The 18,710-nt window shown below is 72.3% G+C and carries 25 protein-coding genes; 13 read left to right on the top strand and 12 right to left on the bottom strand.

What is annotated here, in order from left to right; all coding sequences use genetic code 11:
- Nucleotides 1-105: 105 nt before the first annotated feature.
- From gcvH to F4559_RS08960, 3 genes are all read right to left on the bottom strand, one after another.
- Nucleotides 106-489, bottom strand: a complete 384-nt coding sequence (gene gcvH / locus F4559_RS08970) for a glycine cleavage system protein GcvH (protein ID WP_184667475.1) — start codon at nt 487-489, stop codon at nt 106-108.
- 58 nt (nt 490-547) lie between these two features.
- The gene (clsA, locus tag F4559_RS08965) at nt 548-1,138 is read right to left on the bottom strand and encodes a cardiolipin synthase ClsA (protein ID WP_184667474.1); all 591 of its coding nucleotides are present in this window, start codon (nt 1,136-1,138) and stop codon (nt 548-550) included.
- Between the two features lie 414 nt (nt 1,139-1,552).
- Entirely contained in the window at nt 1,553-1,783 is a 231-nt protein-coding gene (locus tag F4559_RS08960) for a hypothetical protein (protein WP_246445115.1), read from the bottom strand.
- A 439-nt stretch (nt 1,784-2,222) separates the two neighbouring features.
- Here F4559_RS08960 and F4559_RS08955 point away from each other — a divergent pair, with 439 nt between their 5' ends.
- Complete coding sequence (locus tag F4559_RS08955) at nt 2,223-2,648, top strand: anti-sigma factor antagonist (protein ID WP_184667472.1); 426 nt, start codon at nt 2,223-2,225, stop codon at nt 2,646-2,648.
- A 119-nt stretch (nt 2,649-2,767) separates the two neighbouring features.
- Nucleotides 2,768-3,766: an IS481 family transposase gene (locus F4559_RS08950; protein WP_184667470.1), complete on the top strand. Its 999-nt coding sequence runs from the start codon at nt 2,768-2,770 to the stop codon at nt 3,764-3,766.
- On the opposite strand, the gene F4559_RS08945 is transcribed toward F4559_RS08950, so the two are convergent.
- A complete protein-coding gene (locus F4559_RS08945; protein ID WP_184667468.1) occupies nt 3,763-4,542 on the bottom strand; it encodes an ATP-binding protein in 780 nt (259 codons plus the stop codon). The genes F4559_RS08950 and F4559_RS08945 overlap by 4 nt on opposite strands.
- A 119-nt stretch (nt 4,543-4,661) precedes the next feature.
- On the opposite strand from F4559_RS08945, the gene F4559_RS08940 reads away from it, so the two are divergent.
- Together F4559_RS08940 and F4559_RS08935 are read left to right on the top strand one after the other, a co-directional pair.
- Nucleotides 4,662-5,105 (top strand): ATP-binding protein, encoded by a 444-nt coding sequence (locus F4559_RS08940; protein ID WP_184667466.1) that lies wholly within the window; start codon nt 4,662-4,664, stop codon nt 5,103-5,105.
- Nucleotides 5,102-5,899: a SigB/SigF/SigG family RNA polymerase sigma factor gene (locus tag F4559_RS08935; protein WP_184667464.1), complete on the top strand. Its 798-nt coding sequence runs from the start codon at nt 5,102-5,104 to the stop codon at nt 5,897-5,899. The genes F4559_RS08940 and F4559_RS08935 overlap by 4 nt, the downstream gene beginning before the upstream one ends.
- 1 nt (nt 5,900) lies before the next feature.
- On the opposite strand, the gene F4559_RS08930 is transcribed toward F4559_RS08935, so the two are convergent.
- The 3 genes from F4559_RS08930 to F4559_RS08920 all read right to left on the bottom strand — a co-directional run bounded on the left by F4559_RS08930 (nt 5,901) and on the right by F4559_RS08920 (nt 7,696).
- Complete coding sequence (locus tag F4559_RS08930; RefSeq protein WP_184667462.1) at nt 5,901-6,191, bottom strand: WhiB family transcriptional regulator; 291 nt, start codon at nt 6,189-6,191, stop codon at nt 5,901-5,903.
- A 124-nt stretch (nt 6,192-6,315) separates the two neighbouring features.
- Nucleotides 6,316-6,987, bottom strand: a complete 672-nt coding sequence (locus F4559_RS08925; protein WP_184667460.1) for a M50 family metallopeptidase — start codon at nt 6,985-6,987, stop codon at nt 6,316-6,318.
- A gap of 100 nt (nt 6,988-7,087) precedes the next feature.
- A complete protein-coding gene (locus F4559_RS08920) occupies nt 7,088-7,696 on the bottom strand; it encodes a DUF4383 domain-containing protein (protein ID WP_184667458.1) in 609 nt (202 codons plus the stop codon).
- Between the two features lie 611 nt (nt 7,697-8,307).
- Here F4559_RS08920 and F4559_RS08915 point away from each other — a divergent pair.
- On the top strand, nt 8,308-9,276 hold the full coding sequence (locus tag F4559_RS08915) for a zinc-binding dehydrogenase (RefSeq protein WP_184667456.1): 969 nt from the start codon (nt 8,308-8,310) through the stop codon (nt 9,274-9,276).
- Nucleotides 9,277-9,378: 102 nt separating this feature from the next.
- On the opposite strand, the gene F4559_RS08910 is transcribed toward F4559_RS08915, so the two are convergent.
- The 4 genes from F4559_RS08910 to F4559_RS08895 form a co-directional block, all read right to left on the bottom strand.
- Nucleotides 9,379-10,080, bottom strand: a complete 702-nt coding sequence (locus F4559_RS08910; protein ID WP_184667454.1) for an anti-sigma factor family protein — start codon at nt 10,078-10,080, stop codon at nt 9,379-9,381.
- Nucleotides 10,077-10,628: a sigma-70 family RNA polymerase sigma factor gene (locus F4559_RS08905; protein ID WP_184667451.1), complete on the bottom strand. Its 552-nt coding sequence runs from the start codon at nt 10,626-10,628 to the stop codon at nt 10,077-10,079. Before F4559_RS08905 ends, F4559_RS08910 begins: the two co-directional genes overlap by 4 nt.
- 88 nt (nt 10,629-10,716) lie before the next feature.
- Complete coding sequence (locus tag F4559_RS08900; protein ID WP_312865533.1) at nt 10,717-11,625, bottom strand: DUF1996 domain-containing protein; 909 nt, start codon at nt 11,623-11,625, stop codon at nt 10,717-10,719.
- Between the two features lie 4 nt (nt 11,626-11,629).
- Entirely contained in the window at nt 11,630-12,070 is a 441-nt protein-coding gene (locus tag F4559_RS08895; RefSeq protein ID WP_184667449.1) for a hypothetical protein, read from the bottom strand.
- 345 nt (nt 12,071-12,415) lie between these two features.
- Here F4559_RS08895 and F4559_RS08890 point away from each other — a divergent pair, with 345 nt between their 5' ends.
- The gene (locus F4559_RS08890; protein ID WP_184675581.1) at nt 12,416-13,414 is read left to right on the top strand and encodes a PHP domain-containing protein; all 999 of its coding nucleotides are present in this window, start codon (nt 12,416-12,418) and stop codon (nt 13,412-13,414) included.
- Here F4559_RS08890 and F4559_RS08885 read toward each other — a convergent pair.
- Nucleotides 13,386-14,390 (bottom strand): radical SAM/SPASM domain-containing protein, encoded by a 1,005-nt coding sequence (locus F4559_RS08885; protein WP_184667447.1) that lies wholly within the window; start codon nt 14,388-14,390, stop codon nt 13,386-13,388. The genes F4559_RS08890 and F4559_RS08885 overlap by 29 nt on opposite strands.
- 198 nt (nt 14,391-14,588) lie before the next feature.
- Here F4559_RS08885 and F4559_RS08880 point away from each other — a divergent pair, with 198 nt between their 5' ends.
- The 7 genes from F4559_RS08880 (at nt 14,589) to F4559_RS08850 (ending at nt 18,703) form a co-directional block, all read left to right on the top strand.
- Nucleotides 14,589-15,152, top strand: coding sequence for a hypothetical protein (locus F4559_RS08880; protein WP_184667445.1), 564 nt, complete (start codon nt 14,589-14,591; stop codon nt 15,150-15,152).
- Between the two features lie 128 nt (nt 15,153-15,280).
- Nucleotides 15,281-16,129, top strand: coding sequence for a helix-turn-helix domain-containing protein (locus tag F4559_RS08875; protein WP_184667443.1), 849 nt, complete (start codon nt 15,281-15,283; stop codon nt 16,127-16,129).
- Nucleotides 16,126-16,329, top strand: a complete 204-nt coding sequence (locus F4559_RS08870; RefSeq protein ID WP_184667441.1) for a DUF397 domain-containing protein — start codon at nt 16,126-16,128, stop codon at nt 16,327-16,329. Before F4559_RS08875 ends, F4559_RS08870 begins: the two co-directional genes overlap by 4 nt.
- Nucleotides 16,330-16,396: 67 nt before the next feature.
- Complete coding sequence (locus tag F4559_RS08865) at nt 16,397-16,645, top strand: hypothetical protein (protein WP_184667439.1); 249 nt, start codon at nt 16,397-16,399, stop codon at nt 16,643-16,645.
- The gene (locus F4559_RS08860) at nt 16,642-17,370 is read left to right on the top strand and encodes a SigB/SigF/SigG family RNA polymerase sigma factor (RefSeq protein WP_184667437.1); all 729 of its coding nucleotides are present in this window, start codon (nt 16,642-16,644) and stop codon (nt 17,368-17,370) included. The genes F4559_RS08865 and F4559_RS08860 overlap by 4 nt, the downstream gene beginning before the upstream one ends.
- A 24-nt stretch (nt 17,371-17,394) precedes the next feature.
- Nucleotides 17,395-17,757, top strand: a complete 363-nt coding sequence (locus F4559_RS08855) for a hypothetical protein (protein ID WP_184667435.1) — start codon at nt 17,395-17,397, stop codon at nt 17,755-17,757.
- Nucleotides 17,758-17,785: 28 nt separating this feature from the next.
- The gene (locus F4559_RS08850; protein WP_184667433.1) at nt 17,786-18,703 is read left to right on the top strand and encodes a baeRF2 domain-containing protein; all 918 of its coding nucleotides are present in this window, start codon (nt 17,786-17,788) and stop codon (nt 18,701-18,703) included.
- Nucleotides 18,704-18,710 lie beyond the last annotated feature (7 nt).

The following is an 18,710-nucleotide window of genomic DNA, read 5'->3' as shown; positions in this document are numbered from 1 at the left end:
TCCTGCTGCTGGAACCGTCGTCGTATCCGGTAGAACCTATCGTGCCCGAAGCGGGCTCCGAGGAGCGCCTCCCCTTCCTGCCGAAGAGGCGCCGGAAGATCGACGTCACGCCGTGGTCACCAGTTCCTGGTACGCCGCGGCGTCGAGCAGGTCGTCCACCGCGGCCGGGTCGGTCAGCCTCAGTTCGACGATCCACCCCTCGCCGTACGGGTCGGAGTTGATCAGGTCCGGCTCCTGGTCCAGCGAGTCGTTGCGGGCCACGACCTCGCCGGCGAGCGGGGCGAAGATCTCCGACACGCTCTTGGTCGACTCGACCTCGCCGAGCGTCTGGCCGGCGGCCGGCTGCTCGCCGAGTTCCGGGAGCTGGACGAACACGACTTCGCCGAGTTGGGTCTGGGCGTAATCGGTGATGCCGATGCGCACGGTGTCCTCACCTGTGCGCAGCACCCACTCATGTTCCTCGGTGTACTTCAGCTCCTCGGGGATCACCGTGGCGCGCTCCTTCAACGATGCCGGTGGATCTTCGGGGGAAATCCTCCCACGCCGGCTACCGGCCGGCTGCGACACCCGGCCGTCGACGCAGGGCCAGTACCGCCTGGTACACGTAAAGCAGCCCGGACCACAGGTACAGCGCGCCGCCCCAGGTCATGAACGCGTACGCGACCGGCCGGGCGATCAGCGCGGCGGTCGAACCGCCTTGCGCGAGCAGCAGCAGGGGAAAGGCGTAGAGCAGGTTGAACGTGGCACCCTTGCCCAGGTAGCTCACCTCGAACGGACCATAGCCCCGCACGCGCAGCAGCGGTAGGCAGGCGCCGACCACGATCTCGCGCGCGACCAGCACCACCGCCACCCACAGCGGCACGATGTCGCGCACGACGAACGCGACCAGCGTGGCCAGGATGTACAGCCGGTCGGCCGCCGGGTCGAGCAGGGCGCCCAGCCTGCTCATCTGGTCGAGCCAGCGGGCGATCTTGCCGTCGAGCCAGTCCGACAGCCCGGCCGCGACCAGCACGACCAGCGCCCACCCGTCGGCCCGCGGGCCGAGCAGGAGGTACAGGAACAGGGGTACGCCGAGCAGCCGGAGCACGCTGAGCGCGTTCGGGATGGTCAGCCACCGGTCGGCGGGGTCGTGCGGCACACCGGAACTCTAGAGGTCCGCACACGTCACGGCGGCGGCGACCGCCGCGGCACCGCGGGCAGCCCGCCCGGGAGGACCGACGGTCCACGCACCGGCGGAACCGAGGTGAACCGGCCGGGTGCCCGGCACGACGGTCCCCGCACCCGCGGTACGAGAGCGGGCACATCGGAAACGAGGCCGGCAGGGTCAGGACGCGCACGGCCTCGGACCAGGATCGCCGTCGCCGTGGCGGGGTCGGTCGGACGCGGACCCGCGTCCACCGTCGACACACGTCCGACGGGTGTCATGCGGCGATCGCCAGGGCGTCGGTCGACGCGCGACACGAGGTACGGCAACGATCTTCGGGACGTCGCGGCGGTGTTCACCCGACCCAGGGCCGAAGTCTCCCGGATCGGGTGCACCGATCCCGGACGACTACCGGGTGCGGCTCCAGCCCTGGCGCTGGAGTTCGGCACCGGACAGGGTCCGCGGACGACCGCGGTCGTCGACGCCGACCCACCGGGCGCGGAAACCTTCGAGGACGTAGGCGTGGCCCTTGCTCCAGACCACGCTGCACGGAGCTGTGGGCAGCGCCGCCGCACCGTTCGAACCGGCACGCGCCGCCCTCGGCATCTCGGCCTCGACGGTTTCCGTTCTGGTGCTCATCGTTGAGTCCCTCCGTCCGGGGTGTCGCACGCGACCCTCGCGGCGTCGTCCCCGACACGGCGATTGTGCGCCCATGTGGCGCGGACCACCCGGCTTTTCGGACGCGTCTCGCCCATCGGACGGCTGCGGTCGCCGAGTTGCACGAGGCCCTCCCTTCGGGCGTATCCCGGACGTACCCGGCCAAACCGTTCACCGTGCGTCGTCCACCGCACGTCGCGCGCCCGACTACACTGGGGCCGATCATGGCGCCATCCGCACACTTGTGGTGTCCTCAGGGGCTCCGTACCGTGGATGGCGCAGCGGTTGAGCCAACAGCCGCGCCGGGGAGTTCCGGCTAGCGGGAGCCGTCGTGCCGCCACGCTGCGTCGCGTGCCCGACCACGCCGCCGGTCCGGGCTCCCCACCCAGCAGTGACGAGTCGACTTCGAGGAGACCTCATCGTGACGGTTCAGGAGCCGAACGTCGTGGCGACGCCCGGAAACGAGCCCGCCACGCCCGCACCGCGCTCCGGACAGCTCGCGCTCACCGTCAGCCGGCCGGCCGAGCAGGTCGTCGTGGTCGGTGCGAGCGGCGAGATCGACATGCTCACCGCGCCGGAGTTGCGCGCCGCGGTGCTCGAACACCTGGACGCGAACGACGTCCTCGTCCTCGACCTGTCCGAGGTGAGCTTCCTGGGGTCCGCGGGCCTCGCCGTGCTGGTCGAGGCGTCGCAGCAGGGCAATCGGCGGGGCGCGGGGTTCCGTGTCGTCGCGGTCCGGCGCGCGGTGACCAGACCGCTCGTGGCCACCGGCCTCGGCGAGGTGTTCAGCGTGTTCGCCTCCGTCGAGGAGGCGCTCGCCGCCGACGCGTCCACCGACGCCCGCTAGTTGTACTGCCCTGAGAGGTTGTGGACGGTTCGACACGTAGTCGGATGATGTTGGAATGAGGGAGGGCCTCCGGGTTCGGTGTGGATTGCGACGTCGACACCGAGCCCACGGAGGCCCTCGTGACCCACGCTAACGCACCCTTGACCGAGCTGGGACGGCTGCGCCTGGCCCGGTGTGTCGTGGACGAGGGGTGGCCGCTGCGGCGGGCGGCCGAGCGGTTCCAGGTCTCGCCGACCACCGCCGCCCGCTGGGCCTCTCGCTACCGCGAGCTGGGCGAGGCGGGCCTGGTCGACCGTTCCAGCCGCCCGCACCGCAGCCCGCGTCGCCTGCCCACCCGCCGCGAACGCCGGATCGTCAAGGTCCGCCTGGCGCGTCGGTGGGGCCCGGCCCGCATCGCCCACCTGCTCGGACTGAACCCCTCCACCGTGCACCGGGTGCTGCGCCGCTTCGGCCTGGCCCGCCTGGCCCACCTGGACCGGGCCACCGCCACGCCGGTGCGCCGCTACGAACACGCCGCACCGGGCGACCTGGTCCACGTCGACATCAAGAAGCTCGGCAACATCCCCGACGGCGGCGGCCACAAGGTGCACGGACGGCGGGCCGGCGGGCGCAACAGCTCCGCCCACCGCGACCCGACCAGGCCCCGCAAGGTCCACGGCCGCCCGAACCTCGGCTACGCCTACCTGCACAACGCGGTGGACGACCACTCCCGGCTGGCCTACACCGAGATCCTGCCCGACGAGACCAAGGACACCGCCGCCGCGTTCTGGACCCGGGCACAGGCGTTCTTCCGGGAAGCCGGCGTCACCGTCCGCCGGGTGCTGACCGACAACGGCTCCTGCTACCGCTCACGGCTCTGGCGCGACACCCTCGCCAACGCGGGCATCACCCATAAACGCACCCGCGCCTACCGGCCACAGACCAACGGCAAGGTCGAACGCTTCAACCGCACCCTGCTCGACGAATGGGCCTACGCCCAGGCATACCGGTCTGAGACCGAACGCCGCGAGACGCTGCCGCGGTGGCTGCACACCTATAATCACCACCGCGGCCACACCGCACTCAAAGGCCAACCACCTGCCAGCCGCGTCCCCAACCTCACAGGACAGAACAGCTAGTCGTTCCAGCGATCGACGTGCGCCACCAGGTCCACGACCTGGTCCACGCCCGAGGCGACCAGCGCGGCCCGGACCGCGTCCGCCACCACGTCGTCGGTGCCCAGCCGCACGACCACGCGGTTGCCCGCCGCCGAGGCGGCCTCGGCGACCGCGACCAACCCCCGGATCAGGCCCTCGCCGTGCGTGCCGAGTCCTCGCACGTCCACCATGACGGGCACGCTCCCGCCGCGCGCGGCGGTGAGGATGCGGCGGCGCAGGGCGGGTCCGGCGCGCGCGGGCACGTCGCCGCGCACCACCACCTCCACCAAGCCGTCGCGTTCGCTGACCTCGACGGGTTCGGCCGGCACGGTGCCGGCCGCGGTGCCGCGCGTCGTGTGCCCCGCGGCGAAGACCAGCTCGACCGTGGTCCCGGTCGGCGCACGTTCGACGTGCACCTCGTCGGCGTTCTCGCGCATCAGCAACAGGCCGCGCCCCCGGTCGGTGAGTCCGATCGGTGGCACGCGCCACACCCCGTCGTCGGAGACGACGACGTGCAGGCTGCCGTCCGGGCACAGCTCGGCCCGGACGCGGACGACGCCCGCGCGGGCCGGTCCGTACGCGTGCTCGGCGGCGTTGCTCATCGCCTCGTTGGCCGCGATGACCAGGTCGTAGCGGTCGTCCTCGGACAGGCCGACGGCGAGCAGCCAGGCGTCGAGCCCGGCCCGGACCGCCCCGAGCAGGCCTGCGTCGGCCGGGAAATCCGCCGCCCAGCGGTGGTCCGCCAGTCGTTCGGTCACAGGGCCTCCAGGTGGCGCACCAGCCGGGTTTCCCCCGCCTTGTGCGCCTTACACGTGTGAGGGTCGATCTGTTCGGGTACCGATACCTTCAGCACCACCGAGACAGAACGGACAATGAGGTGAGCGTGTCGCACCAGGAGCCGCAGAGCGGCGAGTCGGAGAACGCCCTGGCCGGCGTGGAACTGCGGATGTCCGCCGATCCCACCCAGCTCTCGATCGTCCGCGCGGTCGCCGCGGACATCGCCATGCGCCAGGACTTCGACCTTGATTCCATCGAGGACTTGAAGCTCGCCGTCGACGAGGCGTGCTCGACGCTGATCTCCTTGGCCACCAGGGGCGCCGTGCTCAGCGCGCACTTCGTGGTCGTCGACGGTTCCGTGCGGGTCTCGACCAAGGTCGGTTCGCGACGGTCGGCCCCGCCGGACCGGGAGAGCTTCGGCTGGCGCGTGCTCAGCGCGCTGGTCGACTCGGTGACGACGTGGGTCGCCCCGCAGCCCGGCGAAGGCGACTACGAGGTCCACATCGACCTCGTGAAGCGATCGGTCGGGACGGTGAATGCGTGACGGCGCCTGACGGGGGCACGACACGGTCCACGTCCGGTTCGCAGGGGGATTACGACCACCTGGCGCCGTTGTTCGTCGAACTCGCCGGCAAGGAGCCGGGCGATCCGGCCCGGGACCGACTGCGCGACGAGTTGGTGACCAGGCACCTGCCGGTGGCCAAGCACATCGCGCGCCGCTTCGGCCACCGCGGCGAGCCGTACGACGACCTGGTCCAGGTGGCCACGGTCGGCCTGATCAACGCGGTGGACCGGTTCGACCCGGAACGCGGCAGCGACTTCCTGTCCTTCGCCGTGCCGACGATCATGGGCGAGGTGCGGAAGTACTTCCGCGATTCCAGCTGGTCGGTGCGGATGCCCAGGCGCCTCAAGGAGTTGCACCTGGCGATCAACGCGGGCACGGCGCGGCTGGCGCAGTCGCTGGGCCGCGCGCCGACGCCCAGCGAGCTGGCCGAGCACCTCGGTCTGACCCGCGAGGAGATCCACGAGGGGCTGGCGGCGGGCAACGCCTACCACAGCGCGTCGCTGGACGACCTGCTCGTCGCGGACGACAGCTCGATCTCGCTGGGCAGCACGCTCGGCGGGGAGGACCCGGAGATCGAGGCGATCGAGCAGCGGGAGGCGCTGCACCCGCTCCTGGAGAAGCTCCCGGAGCGGGAGCGCAAGATCGTGGTGATGCGGTTCTTCGGGAACATGACCCAGACGCAGATCGCGCAGAAGGTCGGCATCTCCCAGATGCACGTGTCCCGGCTGCTGGCCAAGACGTTGCGCCAGCTCCGGGACGGCCTCGAACAGTAGGTCACGCGGCGGCACGGCGGCGGGCGGCGATGATGCGTCGCCGCTCGTCCTCGCCCATGCCGCCCCAGACGCCGTAAGGCTCCTGCACGGCCAGGGCGTGCTCACGGCACCGGTCGAGGACCGGGCACCGGGCACACAGTTCCTTGGCGTTGTTCTCGCGCGAGGCACGAGCGGAGCCGCGTTCGTTGTCCGGGTGGAAGAACACCGCGCTGTCACGGCCGCGGCAGAGACCTTCCTTCTGCCAATCCCACACATCTGTGACCGGCTTCGGCAGACGAGCGGTGCTGGTCATGGGCGACTCCATTCGGGCTTGATCAGGTGCTGGTCACGGCTTACCCGGACGACCCGGTCGGGCAAACGTGGTGTTGCCTGATCGGGTAACTCCCCGCACGGGTACCCGGAACCGCCCGACGCGATCAGCCCGGCAGCATGAGATCCGGCAGCAGCAGCCGGCCGCCGAGGAACAGGCAGCCCAGCGCCACGGCCGCGAACACCGCCACCCAGACCAGACCGGGCACGCCGGTCAGGCGGCCGAGCTGGTCGGCGTCGGAGTCGCGGGCCCGGCCGCGGGCGCGCTTGCGTTGCAGCTCCCCGATCGGCCGGACACCGCCCAGCAGCAGGAACCACGCGATGAACAACGCGAACGCGACCCGCACGTCCCGACCGCCGAACCAGAACACGGCGAACACGATGCCGCCGGTGACGACGACGGACAGCACGCCGAACACGTTGCGGATCATGATCAGCATGAGGCCGAGCAGCACGACGGTGCCCAACAGCAGCGGCCGGATCTGATCGGCGGTGGCCAGGGCCGCGGCACCGAGACCGAGCAGCGACGGCGTCACGTAGCCCGTGAACGCGGTGGCGACCATGCCCGGTCCGGCCGGCCGGCCGCGCGAGACCGTCACGCCCGAGGTGTCCGAGTGCAGCTTGATCCCGGTCAGCCGGCGGCCGGTGAGCAGCGCGGTGAGCGCGTGGCCGGCCTCGTGCGCGATCGTGATCACGTTGCGGCTCAGTCGCCAGGGGCCGGGCGTGATCACGAGGACCAGGGCGAGCGCGGCGGGAGCCCAGAGGGCGATCGTCGACATCACGCCACAGCATGGCACGGGGCGGGGCTCCGCCCGCCGGTATGGCACGAGGCGGGGCGCCGTCCGCCGGTACGGACGACGCCCCGCCGCTTCGGGTGGTCTACCGGGCGTGCCGCGCCTGGTGGCGTTCGGCGACGGCCGGGTCGATGGGCCGGGTCGGGCGCGTCGTGACGGTCGGGTCGGGGGTTTCGACGCGCGGGTCGGGCACGTGCGGCTCGCGGATGCTCTCGTCGCGCGGCGGCGCGACGACGGTCTCCTCCGGGACGACGATCCGGTGGCGCGCGGGCAGCACCGCGATCAGCAGGCCCAGCGCGGTGAAGCCGAGGTGCAGCCAGTTCGCGCGCACGTCGAGGGCCAACGGGTCGCCGAGTCGCGCGACCGGGTTCACCGCGACGACGCCGACCAGCATCAGGCCCCACACCAGGACGACGCCGTAGGCGACGAACAGGATCCAGCCGTAGAGCCGGGACAGGCCCGAGCCGGTCGCCATCAGCAGGCCGAGCACGCCGAACGCGAGGTGCACGACGTTGTGCAGGGGGTTCACCGTCAGCCCCAGCAGCACCTCGTGCCGGTCGAAGTCGGCGAAGCCGGTGCGGACGAAGCCCGCCACGCCCGCGACGAGGAAGAACACGCCGACCAGGCCCGCGAGGACCTGGGCGGGCTGGAGTCCCGCGACCTTGACGCGACCGCGAGTGGTCGGGTGGGTCATCACGCCCTCCAATGAGGACCGAGAGCCCGCCTGCCGGGCTCCGGTGACCGCCCGGTTACCCGTTCACCGGATCGGGCAAACGACGGTGCCCCGGCAGGATTCGGTGCGCCGCGGCGGGTCCGGACAACCATCGGGGCGTCCATGAGCGTTCGACGAACGGGTGTACGTGCGGGAGTCGGCGGCGGGCGATCCCGACGTGCCGACCCGACGGGTGGTGGTCGCGGGCGCACGGGCCCACGACCGGTCGGACAGGAGCCACCGCCCCGCCGTGACAGGGCCGCCGGACCCACCCCATGAAGGTCCGGACGTCTGCGGAAGAATGTTTTCCGATCACCGGAATGAATGCAGGGATAGATTTTACAAATGCCCTCGCCGACGGCGTGACGCCGCACGCCGATCCGACGTACGGGCAGGTAGTCAGGCGTGCAGCGTCGGCACGCCGGTCCACTCGGACACCGCTTTCCCCTTTTTCTCGACCAGTCCGACTATGCCTGCCGGAACGGGTCGAGTCAAAGCATTTGCCGAATGCCCGTGCGCCGTCCTTGACCTCCACTTAACTCGAACTCCTACCGTGATCACCCGTAACGGTCGACGCGAGGGGGCAAGGGAACGTGTACGCGATCCGACAGCACGAATTCGGCGATGTCGACACTCTGCGTCACGAAGAGGTACCCGATCCAGTACCGGGTGCGGGCCAGGTGCGGGTGACGGTGGGGGCCGCCGGCGTCCACCTGCTCGACACCTCGCTGCGGCGCGGCGAGCGGGGCGGCCCGTTCCCGCTGCCGGACCTGCCGCTGGTCCCCGGCCGCGAGGTCGCGGGCGTGGTGAGCGCGCTGGGTCCGGACGTGCCGGACAACTGGCTGGGCCGGCGGGTCGTCGCGCACCTCGGCCAGGCGCACGGCGGCTACGCGGAACAGGCCGCGGCGAACGTCGCGAGCCTGCACGAGGTGCCCGACCACGTGTCCGACGAGCGGGCCGTGGCCATGATCGGCACCGGGCGCACCGCGTTCGGCGTCCTGCGGATCGCCGCGCCGACGGCCGACGACGTGGTGCTGGTGACGGCCGCGGCGGGCGGGCTCGGCTCGTTGTTCGTGCAGGAACTCAAGGCGCTCGGCGCGACGGTGGTGGGCGTCGCGAGCACGGCCAAGCTCGACCTGGTCCGGGAACTGGGCGCCGACCACGTGGTCGACTACACCGCGCCGGGCTGGGACGACGAGGTGCGCGCCGAGGTCGGCGAGGTGTCGCTGGTCCTCGACGGCGTCGGCGGCGACGCCGGGAAGGCCGGGCTGGACCTGCTCGGCGTCGGCGGCCGGACCGTCCTGTTCGGCTGGTCGTCCGGCACGCCGACGCCCGTCGGCACCGCCGACCTGTACCGCCTGGGCATCGGTGCCGACGTGGCCGTCGGTCCGCGCATCGTCAAGGGGACGAACCTGCGGGAACTGGAGACCCTGGCGTTGGACGCGCTCGCCTCCGGCCGGCTCACGCCGCGCACCACGGCGTTCCCGTTGGCGGACGCGGGAAGGGCGCACACGGCGCTGGAGAACCGGGAGACGGTCGGCAAGGTCGTGCTGCGGCCGTGAAGCCGACGGCGTGCCCCGCCACACGGGGACGGGGCACGCCGCTCCCCCTTTTCCACAGTGGTCCGCTCGGGAAGCCCAGGGGCCACGCGGAAAGCGGTCTAATTAGAGGTCCACGGACACGATCCGCTCCCCGGTGAAGTCGCGGACCTCGACGGCGGTGACGTCCGAGAACTCGACCAGGGCCGAACCGTCCAGATTGGTCCCCTCCCGCTCACCCAGCTTGGACACCAGCCAACTGCCCGCCTCCCGCGTCGTGCCGTCCTTCCCCACGACGACCAGCCGGCACTCCCTGCCCTGCGCGACACCGGACACGGACGCGTTGACCCGCACCCACCCGACGGCACGCCGGATCTCCACGGTCATCCGCGCACCGGTGGCCGGGTCGACGCCGGTCGCCAACTTCCGCTCCGCGTTGTCCGGCGGCGCGACGGTCGTCGACGACGACGCGTCGGGCGTGGGCGCGGTGCCCCGGCCGACCGCGAAACCGCCGCCGAGCACGACGACCGCGACGACCACCGCCGCGGCAGCCGCGCCCAGACCGCGGGCGCGCACGCGACCGACACGTTCCTTCCGGACCTGCCGAAGCGTGCGCCGCAGCAGGAGATCGCCGTCCTCGGGCGGACCGTCGAGCAGCGCCTCCGGTGGGAGGTCGCCCAACGCGGCCTCCGCCGCCCGCAGGTCGTCGAGTTCGGACCGGCAGTGCGCGCAGTCCGACAGGTGGTGCTCCACGGCACGCGCCTCCCGCTCGTCCAGGACGCCCAGCACGTAGGCGCCGAGCAACCGCGGATCGTGGTTCGTGGTCATCCGGACACCCCTTTCAGCGCGACCTGTCCTCCGGTGAACGTGTCCCGCAACGCTCTGAGCGCGTAGTGCGACCGGGATTTGACCGTGCCCGGCGGCACGCCCAACGCCGCCGCGGCCTCCGTCACGCTCCGGCCCCGGAAGTAGATCTCGACCAGGACGTCGCGGTGGTCGGGCGAGAGCCGGTCGAGCGCTTCGAGCACCACGACCGAGTCGACCACCGAGTCCGCGTGGTCGCGCTCGACCGGCGGCGTCGCCGGGTTCTCGGCCACCTCCCGGGGACGGGACGCGCGCGCCCGCACCCGGTCGGTGACGATGTTGCGCGCGACCGTGAGCAACCAGCCCCGGACCGAACCCTTGCCGTTGACCAGGGCCTCGGGGTGGCGCCAGGCGCGGACGAGCGTCTCCTGGACGACGTCCTCGGCCGCCGCCCGGTCGCCGGTGAGCCGGGTCGCGTACGCGAGCAGCGCCCGCCCGTGCTCCTCGTAGAGCGTGCGGACCAACGCCTCGTCGGCCGCGGCGGCCCGTTTCCGGGACCACAAAGCCGCCATGCGCCCGCTCCCTTCGTCGTCTCGTCGACGGACACACGGGCGCGGGCCCGGACCGGTTCACGAATCCGGGGAATTGGGCCGGACGCCGTCACGGACAGGTCCGCCCGGAGTTGAGGCACTCGGCCACCCGGCGCATCCCGTCGTCGGTCATGACGTTGACGGCCATGGAGTGGTCGGTGCGCGGATCCCGGTCCTGGTCGGGAAAGCTGTCCACGGCGAAGGGCTCGCCCTCGGGCACGTCGTAGACCACGCGCACGGTCAGCTTCGGCACGGGGAACGTGCGCGGCGGGCAGACCCCGTCCGCGCCCGGGAACACCAGGTGCGCGCGGTGCGAGGGGCTGTCGGTGTTGCGGCCGTCCCAGCAGCTGGGGAACTCGAAGATCCGGACCACGTCGGAGTCGGCGGGGCAGACCGGGTAGCGCCCGGTGCGGCGGTCCTCGAACCCGGTGCAGCTCCACTTCGCGGTGGACTGCCCGGTCGTGCGCGCGGACGGGTCGCCGGTGATCAGCCGCAGGAACCGGGGCATGGGCACGACGTGGCTCGCCGGGTTGCCGGTGAAGGTGATCCCGACCCGACCCGGGGGAAGGACCTCGCCGGTGTTGCCGTGTTCGCCGCCGCCGGGCGCGTGGTGGTCCGGGCCGGTCCTGGCGGTGAGGCGCAGGACGGGCCAGTAGTAGGTGGAGCGGTCGTCGTCCGGGCAGGTGGTGGTGGCCGCGGCCAACGAGTCGTCGGTCGACGCGTGATCGGTCGACGTGTTGCCGACGTACTCGTGCGTGTGGTGGGCGCCGAACGGTTTTCCGGGCGCGGACACGATGTTGTCCGCGTTGAGGTGGCGTCCGGCGTTGGTGCCGCAGTCCTCGGTGACCGTGCCGGTGGAGGCGCCGTTCCCGGTGGCTCCGGCCTGGGCGGCGGGTGGGACGTCGTCGATCGCGACCTCGCGGGCGTCGTTCCGGCACGCGGACATCAGCAGCAGTGCCACCAGGAGTACCCACCTCACCCGGTCAAGCCTGCCACCTGGCGGTGATCAACACCCGACCGTCGGTCGTTTCGACTTCGATGCCGACGACGGCGTCGGGGTCGACCAGGGCGGTGCCGGCGACGTCGGTGTGCTCGGCGGCGGACGCGACCCAGCCGGCGGCGACGGTCCTCGTGCCGCGGTCGTCCTCGACGACCAGGTGGCAGTGTTCGCCCGGCGGGATGCCGTCGATCGAGGCTTTCAGGCGGATCCAGCCTTCGTCGGGGGTGACGGTGGCGGACAGGCTTGTGCCGTGTGCGGACGCGGTCAGGACCCGTTCCCCGGGGACGCTGTGCCGGCCCAGGTGGACGCCCGTCGCGAGCAGCACCGCGAGCAGGGTGGCGGCGGCGGTGCGGATGCGGGTCCGGGTCCGGGCGCGTTCCGCGCGGACCCGGCACAGCGTCCGGTCGAGGAGTGGGTCGGGCATGGTCTTAGCCCAGGGGGGAGGGATTTCGGCGGGTCATCGTGGGTCTCCTCTGTGGGTTTCTCCTCTCCAACACGTGCGGGGGCCGTGGGTGGTTCACCGGTGCCGGTGCCCCAGTCGGCTTCGAGTCCGTGGCCTACGCAAACGCGCGAGTCATGCACTCGGACACCGCGAGATGTGCGTTCAGGCACCGCGAGATGTGCACTCGTGTGCCCCCCACCTCGCGAGTCCTCCGCTCGGGCACCCCGAACTACGCACTCAGGCACCTTCCAACGGGTGGCTCCGGGTGTGCGGGGTCCCGGGTTCGCTGTGACGCTGTAGGCGGTTCCGGTGGTGGGGGTGGTGGCGGTGGATGCGGGCGAGGCGTTGCGGACGGTGGCGTTCCGGCTCGAACGGGTCGGGGAGCCGGGTCATCGGGTCAAGGCCTTCCGACGGGCGGCGGGCGTGGTGGACGAACTGGGGGTCGACGAGGTGGCCCGGCAGGTGGCGCGGGGGACGTTGACGGACGTCCCCGGGATCGGGCCGACGACCGCACGGGTCGTGGCCGATGCCCTCGCGGGGCGGGAGATCGGGTACCTGGACGGGATCGTCGAGCCCGACTACCTCGATCCCGCGTTCGGTGGTCACGCGTTGCGCGAGCTGCTCACCGGGGACTGCCACACCCACTCCGACTGGTCCGACGGTGGCAGTCCGATCCTGGAGATGGCGACCACCGCCCGGTCGCTGGGGCACCGGTGGATGGTGCTCACCGACCACTCCCCCCGGCTCCGGGTCGCCAACGGGTTGAGTGCCGAGCGGTTGCGCCGGCAGCTCGACGTCGTGGCCGCCCTCAACGTCGACCTCGCGCCGTTCCGGATCCTGACCGGGATCGAGGTGGACATCCTCGACGACGGGTCGCTCGACCAGGACCCGGAGTTGCTCGACCGGCTCGACTTCGTCGTCGCGAGCGTGCACTCCACACTCCGCATGCCCGCCGGGGAGATGACCCGGCGGATGGTCGCGGCCGTGCGCGATCCGCTGGTCGACGTCCTCGGGCACTGCACCGGACGACGGGTCGCGGGCAAGGTCCGGGCGGAGTCGGCGTTCGACGCGCGCACCGTGTTCACCGCCTGCCGCGACCACGGCACGGCCGTGGAGATCAACTCGCGGCCCGACCGGCTGGATCCGCCGCGGCGGCTGCTCTCCCTCGCCGTCGAACTCGGGTGCTCCTTCACGATCGACAGCGACGCCCACGCGCCCGGTCAGCTCGACTGGCTCCACTACGGCTGCCGAAGGGCCGAGGAGTGCGGCGTCGACCCGTCGTCCGTGCTCAACACCGTCAGTGCCGAGGCGTTGACGGCTCGATGACCGCCGTGCGCGAGGCCCGCACGAGATGCCCGTACCACGGCACGAGCGGACCGGTCCGGCCTTCGACGAGGCGCTCCCACGTCGTGCGGCACAGCTCGCGGAACGGCTCGGGGTCCCACTGCGCGGCGAGGTCGGACAGCGGCCGGTCGTGCACGTTGCCCAGCGAGTAGCGACGGTCGAAGCCGTACGACACCGGCACGGCCGCGCCGTTGGCCTCCACGACCAGCGGCGTCAGCCAGCGGCCGAGCGGCCCGGCGGTCGGCGCGGCCATGAACGCCTCGGGCGTGCGCGACAGCGTGGTCCGCGGCACGGCGTCGAGCTGCACGGCCATGCCGTGCTCGGCGGCGATCCGGCCGAGTTCCACGGCGGCGTAGGCGAGTTCCACGGCGTCGGGCCGTTCGCCCGCCATCAACCGGTTCGCCGCGCCCTCGGGTTCGAGCGGGTGCACCTGCAGCAGCAGCGCGCCGGACGCGGAGGCGGCCTCGGCCACGTCGCCGAGCTGGGTGGCGTTGCCCTGGGTGAGGGTGGTGACGACGCCGACCGGCACGCCCGCCTCGGTGAGCCGGCGGATGCCCGCCAACGCCTTGTCGAAGCTGCCGATCCGGTCGCGGATGCGGTCGTGGGTGGGCTGGTCGCCGTCGAGCGACACGGCCACCAGGTCGACCAGGCCGCGGATCAGGCCGATGCGCCGCTGGTTGAGCGCGACCGCGTTCGTGGTGACGGTCGTGCCCATGCCCGCGTCGCGGGCGGCGCGCAGCAGCGCGGGCAGTTCCGGGTACAGGAACGGTTCGCCGCCGGACACGTTGAGCACGTCGTAGCCGAGGGCGGCGGCGTCGTGCACGACCTGGTCCAGCACGCCGATCGGGATGGACTCGGCCACGTCGGGTCCGCTACTGGAGTAGCAGTGCAGGCAGCGCAGATTGCACAGCCTGGTCGGGTGCACTTGCAGGACCCCCCGACCGACCTTTCGACCCATTCTCCACCCTCCCGTGGAATCGGTTAACCCTATGGAGGGGGAAGGGCCCCGTTTGATACGTCGGACCGTCACATTTTCCGCCGTAGTGGTTTCCACCTCGCCTGGAACGGCCGGCGAACCCCTCGAACGGTCGTCGCGCGGCACGGTCGGGCACCCCGAGAGTGGTGGCCCCCGCCGTACGGACCCCTGGACCGCCCCATGGCCGAGCCCGATCTCGTCGCCGACCTCCGTTCCGCCGACCCCGACCGGATCGCCGCCGCGCTGGCCGCGCTCGACCACGCCGAACGCACCCGGCGCTTCCTCGTCGTGCCACCGCCGGAACCGGCCGCGCTCGACGCGTTCGACACCGTGCCCGAGCAGGTGCTGCTGCACTTCGTGGCGCTGTGGCTGGAGTACCCGGCGTTCCAGCCCGCGCCCGACATCGCGGACGTGCACCGCACGATCGTCGACGCGGTGCTGCGGCACGGCGGGCCGACCGCGCTGCACCGGGTCGCGCTCGGGCTGCGCACGTGCGAGCGGCCCGCCGTCGCGGCCCGCGACCTGGTGCGCGACCTGCACGACCGCGACCTGACCGACGCCGAGCAGGATCGGGCGAGCGTCCTGCTCGACGACCTGCTCGACGTGGCGTCCACGCACCGGGCCGTGGCCGACGGCGTCGTCTACATGGCGCTCTTCGGCGCGCACACCCGACTCGTGGACACGGTGCGCCGACGCCTCGGCCCCGAAGACCGGGCCCGGGTCGACGCGGCCCGTGCGGATTGACGGACTTTCACAGTCCATTGTGGACAGTGACATACCGCACCACTGCGGTCGGACATATTGCATCCGGTGCAATACATAGCCCAAAAGTGTCATTGCCCGGTCACTATTCGGTGCTTTAGACATAGCCCATGCCAGGGAACGCCTACACGTCGGTGCGATCGCGCACGGTCGCCACCGCCCTGCGCCTCTACCGCGAGGAGCGCAAGCTGAGCTGCGAGGACGTCGGCGACGTCCTCGGCGTGTCGGCCAGCAAGATCAGCCGGATGGAAACCGGGAAGAGCGGTCTGCAGTACGAGGACGTCAACACGCTCCTGGGCTATTACAAGGTTCCGCCCGGCCGCCGCAAAGAACTCCTCGACCTCGTCCGCAAAGGCGAGGAAACCGGCTGGTGGGAACGCCAACCCGGACTGCCCCGGCTCTGGCGCAAGCTGATCGACCTGGAACACAAGGCGGTCCGCGTCCAGTCCTACGAGGCCATGATCGTGCCCGGCCTGCTCCAGACCGCCGAGTACGCGCAGGCGCTGCTGACCGCCGTGGACCCGGGGCTGTCCGAACGCGAGGTCGACACCCTGGTGTCCGCGCGCATGGCCCGGCAGACGCTGCTGACCCGCGCGGGCGCGCCGCGCTACCTGGCCGTGGTGCACGAGGCCGCGTTGCGCATCCGCGTCGGCGACGGCGGCGTGATGCGCCGCCAGTTGCGACGCCTGCTCGACGCCGGCGAGCGGCCCAACGTGGACGTCGTCGTGGTGCCCATGGCGGCCGGCTCGCACGTCGGCGTGCGCGGCTCGTTCCTGGCGCTGGAGTTCAGGCACGAACCCGAGTTGGTGTTCGTGGAGAACCAGGACACCGGCATCTTCGTCGAGGACCCCGCCGAGCTGACGCGCTACCACCGGGCGCTGCGAACCCTGCGCGAGGTGGCGTTGGACGCCGAGGCGAGCGCGGCCCGGATCGCCGAGCTGACCGAGGAGTACCCGTGAGGTGGCGCAAGAGCACCCGCAGCAGCAACGTCGCCAACTGCGTCGAGCTGGCGACCACACCCGACGCGCTGCTGGTCCGCGACTCGAAGCGACCCGACGGCCCGGTGCTGGCGTTCCCGCGTGCCGCCCTGGCACCGTTCCTGCGGACCGCGCGCGGCGGACGACCGGACTTCACCGTCCGGAGTGGACTCCAGGTGTAGGTCGGCGGCCGTTCGGGTATGACCGGGATCATCCGGTTCACCAGACCCGAGGGGGCGGTCGCCGCACATGGACGGCTCGGACGTGGAGTTGCGGGTCGCGACGCGGACCGCCTGCCCGCCGACGGTGCGCGCGGTGGCCGCGCACTCCGAGCCGGCCGTCGACCCGGCGCACGCCGTGTGCCCGGTGTGCGGATTCCCCCGCGCCCACCTCCGGTCGCGGGCCGTCACCCGTCCCGGCCGGCCGTCGTTGCCGTGGCGGGTCGCGGTGACGGACGGGCGCGACCTGCCGCACGTCGAGTCGAGGTGCCGGGCATGAGCGCCGTGGACTACCAACCGCTGTTCCACGAACTCGCGGCGGCCGACCGCGACGGCGACGACTACCAGCGGCTGCGCGACCGGCTGGTGACCGGCCATCTGCCGCTGGCCCGGCACATCGCCGACCGGTTCGCCGCGCGCGGCGAGTCGGTCGAGGACCTGCGCCAGGTGGCCGCGCTCGGCCTGATCAACGCGGTCGACCGGTTCGACGTCGAGCGCGGCATCGACTTCCCGGCCTACGCCGTGCCGACGATCACCGGCGAGGTGCGCCGGTACCTGCGCGACCAGGGTTGGGCCGTGCGCGTGCCGCGTCGGCTCAAGGAACTGTGCACGGCGATCGACGCCGCCCGGGTCGAGTTGTCGCGCCGGTCGGGCCGCGCGCCGACGCCCAGCGAGGTGGCCGCGCACCTGCACCTGACGCTCGACGAGGTGTACGAGGGCCTGCACGCGACGTCCGCGCACCACCTGGTGTCGCTGGACGAGGAGGACTTCAGCGACGTGCTGGTCGCCGACGACCAGGCGATGGAGGCGGTCGAACTCCAGCACGCGCTCGACCCGATGCTGCGCGGCCTGCCCAAGCGCGAGCGGCGGATCGTGATGCTGCGCTTCTTCCGGAACATGACCCAGACGCAGATAGCCGACTCCGTCGGGGTGTCGCAGATGCACGTCTCCCGACTTTTGTCGCGATCGCTGGCCCGCATGCGCGATCTGCTCGACGATGGATGACCTCCGAACGCGGAGGTGGTCGCGATGTCGTCCTGGCCCCAGCGGACCGCGCTCGCGATCGCGGTCGTCCTGCTCGGATGGGGACTGCTCGACGCGGTGGGCGTGCTCGGCGGTGCCGTGCTCGCCGTCCTGCACCTGACGACCGGCGTCCTGCTCGGTGCCTCGACGGCGGGACGACGCGTGCTGCGCCGCGTGGCCGTGCTGGTGGGATCGGCGTACCTGGTCGTGACGGCGTTCGGCGTGAGCGACCGGCCGTACGGCCTCGACGCGGGCCCGGCCGGCGACGTCCTGCACCTGCTCGTCGGGTTCGCGGGCGTCGGCCTGGCGGTGGCGTGCGCGTGGAGCGCGCGGCGGCACCGACGGTTGTCCCGCACCGATCCCGGGTAGCTCTCCCGGTGAGGAACGGGAGGACGGGATGCGCACCGCGGGCTTGCGGCACGTGATCGGGGCCGAGGGGCCGTTCGCGTCGGTGTACTACGACATCGGCGAGCACGGGGACCTGCGCTGGACCGCCATCCGCGACCAGCTCGCCGGCGCCGGGGCCGAACGTGCGCTGCTCGTCCTGGCCGACGCGACGATCGGCCACGACGTGGTCGCGCCGCGCGAGCACGCCGGGCGCGCTCTGGTGGTGACGCCCGGACGCGTGCTCGTGGACCGGTTCCTGCCGCGGGCGCCGGCGGGCTACGTCGCGCGGTACGGGGACCTGCCCTACCTGCTGCCACTGGTCGACCTGGCCGAGCCGGTCGTGCCGCACGTCGTGGTCCGGGTGGACCCGCACGGCGCGGACCTGTGCGGCATCGACCCGACCGGACGTCCGGTCGCGGTCGGCGCGTGCCGGCCGGGCCGCGAGCTGGACGCCCGGGAACTGGCGGACGTGGCCCGGGAGGCGGCCACCCTGGTCGACCGGCTGCGCGCGTCGCTGCTGGTGCTGTCCGGCCCGGCCGAGATGAGGCGGGGCCTGCGGATCGCGCTGCCGCCGCCCTACCACCGGCTCGTGGTGGAGACCGACGAACCGGCCGAGCGCGTGGCCGGGAAGCCGGCCGACCGCGACGAGGTCGTGCGCCGGTTCCGGGACGAGTCGACGGCGTTGAGCGGGCGGGCGGTGCACGGGCTGGACGACGTGGTGGCGGCGTTGGCCGCCGACCGGGTCGACACCGTGCTGCTCGGCGACGCGCTGGTGGGCGGGCGCCTGGTGGACGGCGTGCGCGCGGACGAGTGGCTGCCGCTGCTTGCCGTGGAGCAGGGCGTGGACGTGGTGTTGGCGGGCGACTCCCTGCGACTGCACGAGGACGTCGGCGCGCTCGTCGCCTCCCGGGCAGCCGACAGTCCATAAAGGACTT

The organism is Saccharothrix violaceirubra (genome assembly GCF_014203755.1).
Classification (GTDB): Bacteria; Actinomycetota; Actinomycetes; order Mycobacteriales; family Pseudonocardiaceae; genus Actinosynnema; species Actinosynnema violaceirubrum.
The sequence above is the reverse complement of the archived record's forward strand: the minus strand, read 5'-3'. Positions and strand labels throughout refer to the sequence as shown.

What these genes read in the sequence shown, in the direction of transcription:
- F4559_RS08885 (WP_184667447.1), bottom strand. Translation starts at nt 14,390, where the DNA reads ATGGGTCGAAAGGTCGGTCGGGGGGTCCTGCAAGTGCACCCGACCAGG.
- F4559_RS08905 (WP_184667451.1), bottom strand. Translation starts at nt 10,628, where the DNA reads ATGGCGGCTTTGTGGTCCCGGAAACGGGCCGCCGCGGCCGACGAGGCG.
- F4559_RS08855 (WP_184667435.1), top strand. Translation starts at nt 17,395, where the DNA reads ATGTCGTCCTGGCCCCAGCGGACCGCGCTCGCGATCGCGGTCGTCCTG.
- F4559_RS08850 (WP_184667433.1), top strand. Translation starts at nt 17,786, where the DNA reads ATGCGCACCGCGGGCTTGCGGCACGTGATCGGGGCCGAGGGGCCGTTC.
- F4559_RS08920 (WP_184667458.1), bottom strand. Translation starts at nt 7,696, where the DNA reads ATGACCCACCCGACCACTCGCGGTCGCGTCAAGGTCGCGGGACTCCAG.
- F4559_RS08925 (WP_184667460.1), bottom strand. Translation starts at nt 6,987, where the DNA reads ATGTCGACGATCGCCCTCTGGGCTCCCGCCGCGCTCGCCCTGGTCCTC.
- F4559_RS08880 (WP_184667445.1), top strand. Translation starts at nt 14,589, where the DNA reads ATGGCCGAGCCCGATCTCGTCGCCGACCTCCGTTCCGCCGACCCCGAC.
- F4559_RS08875 (WP_184667443.1), top strand. Translation starts at nt 15,281, where the DNA reads ATGCCAGGGAACGCCTACACGTCGGTGCGATCGCGCACGGTCGCCACC.
- F4559_RS08860 (WP_184667437.1), top strand. Translation starts at nt 16,642, where the DNA reads ATGAGCGCCGTGGACTACCAACCGCTGTTCCACGAACTCGCGGCGGCC.
- F4559_RS08930 (WP_184667462.1), bottom strand. Translation starts at nt 6,191, where the DNA reads ATGACCAGCACCGCTCGTCTGCCGAAGCCGGTCACAGATGTGTGGGAT.
- F4559_RS08865 (WP_184667439.1), top strand. Translation starts at nt 16,397, where the DNA reads ATGGACGGCTCGGACGTGGAGTTGCGGGTCGCGACGCGGACCGCCTGC.
- F4559_RS08910 (WP_184667454.1), bottom strand. Translation starts at nt 10,080, where the DNA reads ATGACCACGAACCACGATCCGCGGTTGCTCGGCGCCTACGTGCTGGGC.
- F4559_RS08960 (WP_246445115.1), bottom strand. Translation starts at nt 1,783, where the DNA reads ATGAGCACCAGAACGGAAACCGTCGAGGCCGAGATGCCGAGGGCGGCG.
- F4559_RS08895 (WP_184667449.1), bottom strand. Translation starts at nt 12,070, where the DNA reads ATGCCCGACCCACTCCTCGACCGGACGCTGTGCCGGGTCCGCGCGGAA.